10 protein-coding genes are annotated in these 10,620 nt (G+C 66.9%); 4 read left to right on the forward strand and 6 right to left on the reverse strand.

What is annotated here, in order from left to right; translation table 11 throughout:
* From kdpA to pyrE, 4 genes are all read right to left on the reverse strand, one after another.
* Positions 1-1,710, reverse strand: coding sequence for a potassium-transporting ATPase subunit KdpA (gene kdpA, locus AC5P88_RS11365; protein ID WP_111203778.1), 1,710 nt, complete (start codon positions 1,708-1,710; stop codon positions 1-3).
* A gap of 12 nt (positions 1,711-1,722) precedes the next feature.
* Complete coding sequence (locus AC5P88_RS11370) at positions 1,723-1,815, reverse strand: potassium-transporting ATPase subunit F (protein WP_005407770.1); 93 nt, start codon at positions 1,813-1,815, stop codon at positions 1,723-1,725.
* A 252-nt stretch (positions 1,816-2,067) separates the two neighbouring features.
* Positions 2,068-2,730 (reverse strand): hypothetical protein, encoded by a 663-nt coding sequence (locus AC5P88_RS11375; protein WP_111203777.1) that lies wholly within the window; start codon positions 2,728-2,730, stop codon positions 2,068-2,070.
* An 18-nt stretch (positions 2,731-2,748) separates the two neighbouring features.
* On the reverse strand, positions 2,749-3,408 hold the full coding sequence (gene pyrE / locus AC5P88_RS11380) for an orotate phosphoribosyltransferase (RefSeq protein ID WP_005407772.1): 660 nt from the start codon (positions 3,406-3,408) through the stop codon (positions 2,749-2,751).
* A 162-nt stretch (positions 3,409-3,570) separates the two neighbouring features.
* Between pyrE and AC5P88_RS11385 the strand changes: the two genes are divergently transcribed.
* The 3 genes from AC5P88_RS11385 to AC5P88_RS11395 all read left to right on the forward strand — a co-directional run bounded on the left by AC5P88_RS11385 (position 3,571) and on the right by AC5P88_RS11395 (position 5,980).
* The gene (locus AC5P88_RS11385) at positions 3,571-4,371 is read left to right on the forward strand and encodes an exodeoxyribonuclease III (protein WP_005412008.1); all 801 of its coding nucleotides are present in this window, start codon (positions 3,571-3,573) and stop codon (positions 4,369-4,371) included.
* Positions 4,368-5,672, forward strand: a complete 1,305-nt coding sequence (locus AC5P88_RS11390) for an AmpG family muropeptide MFS transporter (RefSeq protein WP_495225065.1) — start codon at positions 4,368-4,370, stop codon at positions 5,670-5,672. Before AC5P88_RS11385 ends, AC5P88_RS11390 begins: the two co-directional genes overlap by 4 nt.
* A 77-nt stretch (positions 5,673-5,749) precedes the next feature.
* Entirely contained in the window at positions 5,750-5,980 is a 231-nt protein-coding gene (locus tag AC5P88_RS11395; protein ID WP_005407775.1) for a hypothetical protein, read from the forward strand.
* Between the two features lie 130 nt (positions 5,981-6,110).
* Here the strand turns inward: AC5P88_RS11395 and AC5P88_RS11400 are convergent, their stop codons facing one another.
* Both AC5P88_RS11400 and AC5P88_RS11405 read right to left on the reverse strand, forming a co-directional pair.
* Positions 6,111-7,238 (reverse strand): anhydro-N-acetylmuramic acid kinase, encoded by a 1,128-nt coding sequence (locus tag AC5P88_RS11400; protein WP_495225066.1) that lies wholly within the window; start codon positions 7,236-7,238, stop codon positions 6,111-6,113.
* 65 nt (positions 7,239-7,303) lie between these two features.
* Positions 7,304-8,776 (reverse strand): M23 family metallopeptidase, encoded by a 1,473-nt coding sequence (locus AC5P88_RS11405; protein WP_049431060.1) that lies wholly within the window; start codon positions 8,774-8,776, stop codon positions 7,304-7,306.
* 167 nt (positions 8,777-8,943) lie between these two features.
* Between AC5P88_RS11405 and tyrS the strand changes: the two genes are divergently transcribed.
* Positions 8,944-10,155 (forward strand): tyrosine--tRNA ligase, encoded by a 1,212-nt coding sequence (gene tyrS / locus AC5P88_RS11410; protein WP_100437695.1) that lies wholly within the window; start codon positions 8,944-8,946, stop codon positions 10,153-10,155.
* The last annotated feature ends 465 nt before the right edge of the window (positions 10,156-10,620 follow it).

Here is a 10,620-nt window from a genome sequence, read left to right on the forward strand (position 1 = left end):
TCAGTGCAGTCCCAGGCTCAGGTGGTCGGCGATCGGGCCGAGTACCAGCGCCGGCATGAACTGCAGCACGGTCAGGATGACGATCACCGAGACCAGGGTCAGGGCGAAGGTCGGCGTTTCGATCTGCAGGCTGCCGGCAGACTCCGGCGCCTGGCGCTTGGCAGCCAGCTGTGCAGCCACCACCAGCGGGATGATCAGCAGCGGGAAGCGGCCCAGCAGCAGCACCAGCGAGCAGCTCAGGTTCCACCACAGCGTGGCGTCACCCAGCCCTTCGAAGCCCGAACCGTTGTTGGCATAGGCCGACACGTACTCGTAGAACACCTGGCTGATGCCATGGAAGCCAGGATTGGACGTGCCGGCCAGACCGGGCACGGCCAGGGTGATGGCGGTGAACACCAGCAGGGTGATCGGCTGCAGCAGCACCAGCAGGGCCAACAGGCGTACCTGCGGCGTCTCCAGCTTGCGGCCGAACAGCTCCGGCGTACGCCCGGTCATCAGGCCGGCCAGGAACACGCCCAGCAGCAGGTAGACGATGAACTGCTGCAGGCCGCAGCCGATGCCGCCCCAGATCGCGCTGACCAGCATGTTGACCATCGCGATGCCGCCACTGAGCGGCGCCAGCGAATCGTGCATGCCGTTGACCGAGCCGTTGGAGACCTGGGTGGTCACCGCCGCCCACAGCGCGGTGCCATCGGCGCCGAAGCGCACCTCCTTGCCTTCCATCAGCAGCGGCGTGGCGGCGCTGGCGCTATGGGCCTCGCTCCACACCATCGCGCCGGTGGACAGCAGCGACATGCCCAGCATGCAGCTGAACACCAGCGCGCCAAACCGGCGCCGGCCGGTGAACGCACCAATCATGAAGATCACCGCCATCGGCACCAGCAGGATGCCGACGATTTCCAGCGCGTTCGACAGCGGCGTCGGGTTTTCCAGCGGGAAGCTGCTGTTCGGGCCATACCAGCCGCCGCCGTTGGCGCCCAGCTGCTTGGCCGCGACCATCGCCGCGACTGGGCCCAGCGGCAGTTTCTGCTGGGCCATGCCGGCGCTGGCATCGATCGGCGCAGCCTGCGGCCCGCCGGCCATCGTCGAGGGCACGCCCTGGCTGGTCAGCACCAGCGTCCACACCAGGCACAGCGGCAGCAGGAAGCGCACGCACAGGCGCACCACGTCCACGTAGTAGTTGCCGACCGCGACCTGGCGGTCATCGCCGGTCCCGTTGGCCGCTGCAGCCTGCGGCGCACGCGAGAACAACGCGCGCAGCGTGGCCACCGCCAGCGCCAGGCCCATCATCGGCGTCACCACCTGCAGGCCGGTGATGCCGGTCATCTGCGAGAGGTAGGACAGCTGCGCCTGGCCCGAATAGTGCTGCTGGTTGGTGTTGGTCAGGAACGAGATCATCGTGTGCAGCGCGGTGTCCCAACGCATGTTCGGGATCTGGTCCGGGTTCAACGGCAACCAGGCCTGGGTCATGAACACCGCCTGGGTCAGCACCGCGATCACCACGTTGCTCAGCACGAAGGCCAGCACATAGCCGCGCCAGGACATCGCGCGTGACGGATCGACGCCGAACACCTTGTACAACGGCTTTTCGATCCAGTTGAACAGCACGTCGACCTTCATCGGCGTGCCGCGCATCACCCGCGCCAGGTACAGGCCCAGTGGCCACGCCAGCAGCAGGCTGGCGGCAATAATCACAAGCATCTCAGTCATGGCAGGCTCCGCTCAGAACGACTCGGGCCGCAGCACGACATAAAGGAGATAGGCGGCGGCGACCAGCACCAGCACGCCACACAACAACGACAGCCAGGGGGACATTGCAATAGCGTCCTGGTGGAACCCCTCCACCTCAGGCCGCCATCGTCGTCCTGCCCCCCATAAACGCACTACGCGCCGGACCGGGCCGACGCGTAAAAAGTGCATAAATTCCGTGGGCCAACCCGTAACCGGGCCCGGGGCCTAGGCTACCCCGGTAGATCCACGCCATGCGTGGATGGCGCACCGATCGGCCGAGGCCGCGCGACAACCCGCTTCTGTAAAGCCGAGCATGGGCTCGGCTCTACAGGCGAATCAAGGCGCCTGGCTCGCAGGCACCAGCCCCTTCAGCTCGCGATAGCGCTGCAGGGTGCTGTCGATCTCGGCCTTCAACGCCTGCTGCTGCTGCACGAGCCCGGCCTGCAGGCGCTGCTGCGCCTGCAGCTGCGCATGCCGCTTGCGGATCGCCTCGGCCTGCTTGTCGACCACCTTGCCGCCGGCCAGCTCGCGGTCTCCCGCCGCCGACAGCAGCGCCACCAGCGACTCACGCAGGCTGGTGACGTTGTACTCGGCTGTCTTCAGGTTGTTGTCCAGCACTTCCTGGCGCTCGGCAAACACCCGGCGCAGGTCGGCCTCGCTGCCGTAGGTGGACAGCATGGCCTGCTCGGTGCGCTGGCGGGTCTGCTCGGCCATCTGGTCCAGCTGTTGCTGCTGCGCAGCGGTGCTGGCAGCGGCACGCTCCTCGTCGGTCAACGCGCGCTGGACCTGCGCATTGCGCAGGCCCGTGCTCGCATTGAATTCCTCGCGGGCATGGTTGACCGCGTCGGCCGGCAGCGAATCACTGCAGATCCGCTCCTTGCCCTCGTTCCAGCAGTACAGCTTCTTTTCCGCCTTGCCGCTGTCGCGCGACTGCGCAGGTACGGTGAACGGCACGGCCAGCAGCAGGCCGGCGAAGAGGACAGCAGGAACTCGGGACATGACCTTTCCCCTGGTCGGTCAGCGGATCGAACGAACGCCGTACTGGGCCCGGTAGGCTTCCAGCGGCTGCCGGTAACCCACAAGTTCCGGGTTGCCGGAGGCGAAATCAAGCAGGTCGGCCAGCGACGCCACGGCGATCACCGGGATACCGGCCTCTTCGGCCACCGATTGCGCCGCCGAGCGGCGGTCGGTCTCCGACGCGATCTCCTGGCGGTCCAGCGCCACCACGATGCCGGCCGGGGTGCCACCGGCGGCGCGGATGATGCCCAGCGCTTCGCGGATCGCGGTACCGGCGGTGATCACGTCGTCGACGATCAGCACGCGCTTGCCCTGCATGTCGGCGCCGATCAGCTGGCCGCCTTCGCCGTGGTCCTTGGCCTCCTTGCGGTTGAACGACAGCGGCAGGTCGCGGCCACGCTGGGCCAGCTCACAGGCCATCGCGGTGGCCAGCGGGATGCCCTTGTAGGCCGGGCCGAACACCACGTCGTACTTGATTCCGCTGGCATCGATGGCATCGGCGTAGCAGGCGCCAAGCTGGGACAGCAGCGAGCCGGAGTCGAAGCGCCCGGCGTTGAAGAAATAGGGGCTCAGCCGGCCGGACTTGAGGGTGAACTGGCCGAAGCGCAGGGCATCGGCGGTCAGGGCCAGCTGCAGGAAACGGTGGCGGTGGTCGCTCATCAAAACTCGATTCATATTCATTTGGAGCACAAATCCTAATCCAGCTGGGCTTTTCGCGCTCGTCCGGCCCCGTGTGAAGGCGTTAGCGGGCCCACCCGGCGGACTGCGCAGCCCCGCGGTCAACCGGTATGCTTGCCCGGTTTCCCGCCGTAGGTCTTCCGCATGCGCATCATCAGTTTCAACGCCAATGGCATCCGTTCCGCCGCGACCAAGGGCTTCCTCGACTGGTTCCGTGCCCAGGATGCCGACGTCCTGTGCATCCAGGAAACCAAGGCCCAGGAAGACCAGCTGACCGACCCGATGTTCCGCCCGGACGGCCACCACTGCTTCTACCGCGACGCCATCACCAAGAAGGGCTACAGCGGCGTGGCGATCTACAGCAAGCGCGAGCCGGACCAGGTCATCACCTCGCTGGGCTGGGCCCCGTTCGACGACGAAGGCCGCTACATCGAGGCACGCTACGGCAACCTCAGCGTGGTCTCCTTCTACATCCCGTCCGGCAGCTCCGGCGACCTGCGCCAGGGCTTCAAGTTCGAAGTGATGGAGTGGCTGCGGCCGATCCTTGAAGAGTGGGCGCGCAGCGGCCGCGACTACGTGCTGTGCGGCGACTGGAACATCGTGCGTTCGGCGCTGGACATCAAGAACTGGAAGTCCAACCAGAAGAATTCCGGCTGCCTGCCGGAAGAGCGCGACTGGCTCAACGCCCTCTGCGCCGACCACGGCCAGGCCACCGATGTCGCCGCCGGCCGCGGCTGGGCCGATGCCTACCGCCTGCTCAACCCCACCGGCGAGGACTACACCTGGTGGAGCAACCGCGGTGCCGCCCGTGCCAACAACGTCGGTTGGCGCATCGACTACCAGTTCATCACCCCGGGCCTGCGTGACCGCCTGCGCAGCTGCTCGATCTACCGCGACGAGCGCTTCTCCGACCACGCTCCGTTCACCGTGGACTACGACCTGTGACCGAGGCGGCCACGCCGGCCAGCTACAAGGGCTGGGCAGGCATCAAGCGCGCCTTCGGTACCCCGTCGGCGCTGACCATGGCCATGCTCGGCTTCGGCAGCGGCCTACCGTTCCTGCTGATCGCCTCGCAGACCCTGTCCACGCGCCTGCGTGATGTCGGCCTGGACCTGGGCAGCATCGGCCTGATCAGCCTAGCCAGCTTCTTCTACCTGCTGAAGTTCCTGTGGGCGCCGCTGCTGGACCGCTATGCGTTCCCGCTGCTGGGTGGGCTCGGCCGCCGTCGTTCGTGGCTGCTGGTATCGCAGGCGCTGGTGCTGGTCGGGCTGGTCGCGCTGGCCTTCGTGCGGCCCGAACAGGGCGTCTGGCCGCTGGTGGCATGGGTGCTGGTGGCCTCGTTCGCCGGTGCCACGCAGGATTCGGCAGTCGATGCCTACCGCATCGAGATCGCACCACAGGCGGCCCAGGCGGCGCTGGCGGCGACCTATACGCTGGGCTATCGGATCGGCCTGATCCTGGCCGGCGCCGGCGCGCTGTACCTGGCCCAGTTCGAAGGCTGGATCGTTGCCTACCTGGCGATGGCCGCGCTGATGCTGCTGCCGATCGTCACCACCCTGGTGTGCGCCGAACCGGAGCGCCCGGCCACGGCCGTGCAGCGCCGTATCGATATCGCCGAAGCCTTCATCCAGCCCATCTCCAGCTTCTTCAGCCGTAACGGCGTGGCGCTGGCCCTGGTACTGCTGGCCTTTGTCGGCCTGTTCAAGTTCCCCGATCAGGTGATCGGTGTGATGGCCGGTCCGTTCTACCTCGATTCGGGGTTCGACAAGGCCGACATCGCCACCGTCTCCAAGCTGTTCGGCGTGTGGATGGGCATCGGCGGCGCGTTCCTGGGCGGCATCGCGGTGGCCGCGTTCGGCTTCCGCCGCATGCTGCTGGTGGCCGCATTGGGCGTGGCGTTGTCCAACCTGGCCTTCCTGCTGATGGCGCACAACCCGGGCAAGCTGTGGGCCTTCTATGCCGCGCTCAGTGCCGACAACCTGTTCCAGGGCTTTGCCGGCACCGTGCTGGTGGCCTTCATGTCCTCGCTGACCGACCGCAACTTCACCGCTACCCAGTACGCGCTGCTGGTGTCGCTGGCCAACCTGCCGGGCAAGTTCGTTGGTGGCGTGTCGGGCTACATCGTGGAAGCCACGTCCTACAGCACGTTCTTCATCCTCAGCTCGATCACCGTGGTGCCGACCCTGCTGCTGCTGGCGTGGCTGTGGCCGCGCATCGCCGATCGCGGGCCACCGCCGGTCGCCTGATTGCCTGCCCGCCCGGTCTGCGGGATCATCGCCCGGACGCGCCGAGGGGGCGGTGCCTTGCGAACGGGGAAGTGAGCATGGCCGACGTTGTGCTGCGGGACCTGGACCCGCTGCTGCTGGAACGTATCAAACGCGTCGCGGTCGCCCGCGGCTGGACCCATGAGCAGACCTGTGCCGCCTTGCTGGAGCAGGGTCTGTTCAGCAGTGAGCTGGAAGTCCGCTCCGGCTTCGGCGATCCGGAAGTGGATGCCCTTTCCGATGCCATCGCTGCCCTGCAGGCCTTGCCCGCGGGGCAGGGCTTCGATTGAGCTGATCGCCACTCGCCGGGCATGGCCCGGCGCTACCGGAACAATCGACGCGTCTTCCGCCGGGCATGGCCCGGCGCTACCGCAACAACGTCGCTTCGGTAGATCCACGCCATGCGTGGATGGCACTGCCTCACGCCAGATGGATCGCACCCAGGATCCGCGGCCCCTGGGCCCCGGTCACGCTCGGCAGGTTGCCGGCCAGCCCGTCCATCGTCCGCTGCGCCAGCCATGCAAAGCCCATTGCTTCCACGTACTCCGGGTCCAGCCCGTGCACCGCGCTGGATTCCACCTGCACGTCCGGCAGCCACGCCGCCAGCCGCTTCATCAGCTGCCGGTTGCGCACGCCGCCGCCACAGACCAGCAGGCGGCGGGTCTGCGGCTGCTGTGCCAGCAGCGCATCGGCCACCGTTGCTACGGTCAGCTCCAGCAGGGTCGCCTGCACGTCGGCCGCAGCGTACTGGCCTTCGGCCATGTGCGCCTCGGCCCAGGCCAGGTGGAACTGCTCACGGCCGGTGCTCTTCGGCGGCGGCAGGTCGAACCACGGCTCCGAGCGCCAGCCGGCCAGCAGGCTCTCGTCCATCGCACCACTGGCGGCATATGCGCCGTCGGCATCGAAGGTTCGGCCGGTGTGGCGCTGGCACCAGGCATCCATCAGCGCATTGGCCGGGCCGGTATCGAAGCCACGCACTGCACCTTCGCGCGGAATCAGGGTCAGGTTGGCGATGCCGCCCAGGTTGAGCACCGCACGGTCTTCGTCGGCCGTGCCCAGCATGGCCAGGTGGAAGGCCGGCATCAGCGGCGCACCATGGCCCCCGGCCGCCACGTCGCGGCGGCGGAAGTCGGACACCGTGGTGATCCCGGTCAACTCGGCGATGCGGTTGCCGTCGCCCAGCTGCACGGTGAAGGCGGGTTCGGCCAGTGGGCGGTGACGCACGGTCTGCCCGTGCGAGCCGATCGCGCGCACCTGGCTGCGGTCGACGCCAGCCTCGGCCAGCAGCTGATTGGCGGCCCCGGCGAAGTTGATCGCGATCCGGGCGTCCAGCTCGCCCAGCTCCTCCAGCGAGTCCAGCGGGCCACCTTCGCCCAGCGCCACCAGCCGCGCACGCAGCACCGGCTCCCAGCGGGCGGTCAGGCCGTGCACGAAGCGGCAGCCTCCGCCGGCGGGGAACTGCACCAGCGCGGCATCGATGCCGTCGGCGCTGGTGCCCGACATCAGGCCAAGGTACAGGGGGGCGTCAGCGTCGGCAGTCGTGTTCATGGCAGGCATAAAAAAAGGACGCGGCAAGCTTGTGCTGCCGCGTCCTTCTTCGTCAACGCAGGGGCTCAGCCGCGCTTGCGGCCGGTGCTGCTCTTGTCCTTGGCGCTGGCCACCTCGGGGGCGGCCTCGTCGCGGCTGGTCGGCGCGGGGCTGGCATCGGCGTAGATCAGCTTTTCCATGCCCTGGATGCGGGCCATCGCCGGCGCGGTCTGCGCGCGGAAGGCGACCAGCTCGGCGCCCTTCAACGGCTCCGGCGGCGGCATGGTCACGGTCAGCGGGTTGCGGTGCTCGCCGTTGACGCGGAATTCGTAGTGCAGGTGCGGGCCGGTGGCCAGGCCGGTCGAGCCCACATAGCCGATCACCGTGCCCTGGGCCACACGCTGGCCGGTCTTGATGTTCGCAAAGCGCGACATGTGCCCGTACAGGGTGGTGTGGCCGCGGCCGTGATCCAGGATCACCACGTTGCCGTAACCACGCTGCACGCCGGCGAACTGCACGCGGGCGTCGCCGGCGGCCATGATCGGGGTGCCGGTGCGCGCGGCGTAGTCCACGCCCTTGTGCATGCGCATCTTGCCCAGCACCGGGTGCTTGCGCGCACCAAAGGTCGAGCTCAGCCGCGCGAACGGGATCGGCATGCGGATGAAGCTCTTCTTCAGCGAACGGCCGTTGATGTCGTAGTACTCGGACTTGCCGTTGCGGTCGAAGCGGAAGCCGGAATAGGTCTTGCCTCCGGTGGTGAAGGTCGCCGCCAGGATCTTGCTGGTGTCCACCTTCTCGCCTTCGCGCCAGGTTTCGTCCATTACCACGCTGAAGCGGTCGCCCGGCTGCAGGTCCTTGGAGAAGTCGATGTCGTACTTGAAGATGTCGTCGGTCATCGTCGCGATCGCCGACGGCGACAGCCCGGCGCGGCGCGCGGCGGCGTACAGCGAACTGGTGATCTCGCCACTGGTGACCACCGTGCGCGTGGAGGTCTCGCGCTTGGTCACCTTCTCCTTGATGTCATCACCGGCCAGGCTCAGCTCCACCCGGTTGTCGGCATCGCGGTCGAAGCGGATGCTGCGCAGGTCACCGGACAGCGGCATGTCGAAGGCGATCTCGGCACCCGGGCGCAGCTTGGTCAGCGCCTCGCGCGCACCCGGGTGGTCCAGCACCCGGTGCAGGGTGGTGGCCGGGATGCCGGCCTTGTCGAACAGATCGCTCAGGGTCTGGCCGCGTTCCACGCGCAGTACCTGCCAGCTGTCACCGGGTACCTGCTGCTGGCGGGCCATGGTCAGCGGCGGCAACGGCAGCGCCAGACTGGTATGGCTGTCGGCAAAGGGGGCGTCGATGGTGTGCGAGAAGCCCGGGACGATCGTTGCCACCAGGGCGCCGATGGTCGCGAACAGGCTGGCATGCATCCAATGGCGCCGGGTCCAGCGCTCGTTGAAGGCGGCGGGAAGATGTTGCCTGAGCTTCCGATGCAGGGCGTTGTCGTGCAGGACGTGGAGGCGTTCCTGGAAGCGCTGCTTGCGTGCGCGCCCTTGTTCGGAATTGTGCATCGGCGGTTTTTTCCTGGCGGCCCGGGAGCGCGGGCCTGATCGCCGGTTACCATAGACACCTGAGAAAACCGCGTCAAACCCTTGTGCCCATTGGCTTTTGTGAAGCCAATCGGGTTAACTTTGCTTTAACACCCCACACAAGAATCGGCGTTGCCGGGAGTAGTCACGTGTCCTCGATTGAAGAAGCCCTTGCCCTGATCGGCCGCGGTGCCGACGAGATCCTCAAGCTCGAGGATCTGCGTGCGCGCCTGCAGGAAGGCCGCCCGCTGCGGATCAAGGCCGGCTTCGACCCCACCGCGCCCGACCTGCACCTGGGCCATACGGTGCTGCTGAACAAGATGCGCCAGTTCCAGGACCTCGGCCACCAGGTCATTTTCCTGATCGGCGACTTCACCGGCATGATCGGCGACCCGTCCGGCAAGAGCCTTACCCGCAAGCCGCTCAGCCGCGAGGACGTGCTGGCCAACGCGCGCACCTATGAGGAGCAGGTGTTCAAGGTGCTGGACCGCAGCCGTACCGAAGTCCGCTTCAACTCGGAATGGTTCGGCAAGATGGGCGCGGCGGACATGATCCGCCTGGCCGGCCAGCACACCGTGGCACGCATGCTGGAGCGCGACGACTTCGCCAAGCGCTACGCCGCCCAGCAGTCCATCGCCATCCATGAGTTCCTGTACCCGCTGGTGCAGGGCTACGACTCGGTGGCCCTGGAGGCCGACGTCGAGCTGGGTGGCACCGACCAGAAGTTCAACCTGCTGATGGGCCGCGGCCTGCAGGAACACCACGGCCAGAAGCCGCAGGTGGTGCTGACCATGCCGCTGCTGGAGGGCCTGGACGGCGTCAACAAGATGTCCAAGTCGCTGGGCAACTACATTGGTATCAGCGAGCCGGCCATCGACATCGTCACCAAGACCATGAAGGTGGACGACACCCTGATGTGGCGCTGGATCGAACTGCTGTCCTTCGACATCAGCCAGGCCGAAGCCCTGCAGCTGCGCGAGCAGGTGGCCAATGGCGGCCTGAACCCGCGCGTGGTCAAGCTGCGCCTGGCGCGTGAACTGGCGACCCGTTTCCACGATGCAGCAGCGGCCGAGCAGGCCATTGCAGGTTGGGAGGCGGCGGTGACCGGGCAGGGCGACATCACCCAGCTGCCGCTGCAGGACGTGGCGATCCCGGCCGAAGGCCTGCGTATCGCTGCACTGCTGACCGCTGCCGGCCTGACCCCGAGCAACTCCGAAGCCAACCGCAAGCTCAAGGAGCGCGCGGTGAAGGTGGACGGCGAAGTAGTGGAAGATGGCCAGCAGGTGCTGCAGCCGGGCTTCGAAGGCCTGTTGCAGGTCGGCAAGCGTACGTTTGCCCGCGTGCGCCTGGTTGCTGCCTGAGACAAAGGAAGGGCCGGCGCCAGCCGGCCCTTCCTTGTGCTCTTGTAGAGCCAAGCCCACGCTTGGCTGCTCTTCGCGGGAACCTACCGCAGCGCGCCGCATGAACGGATGCAACATCCGGTGAAAAAAATCGCCACACCCCCTTCACAAATGATGCGAATGGGGACATACTTCTCCTCCCCCGTCGCAGGGGTCGCCACCAAGGGGCTTCAGCGACAACAGGGCGCCCACCACCGCCGAACGAGATGATCGAACGAAGGTGTTGACGGACTGAAAAAGTCTGGCATAATGGGCGGCTCGCTACGAAGGAAACTTCGCAGCACACGGGAACGGCGCTGAGGCCACTTCCCCTGATCTTTGAAAGTATGCGCAGGTATCTTGTGAAGGCGCCTGCAGGAAGGATGATTGTCCATCTTGCAGACGTTTGATCAAGCAACTATTAATTGTTTTAAAGCAAGCGATACG

The sequence above is a fragment of the Stenotrophomonas sp. YJH_SMC_8 genome, from assembly GCF_059371315.1.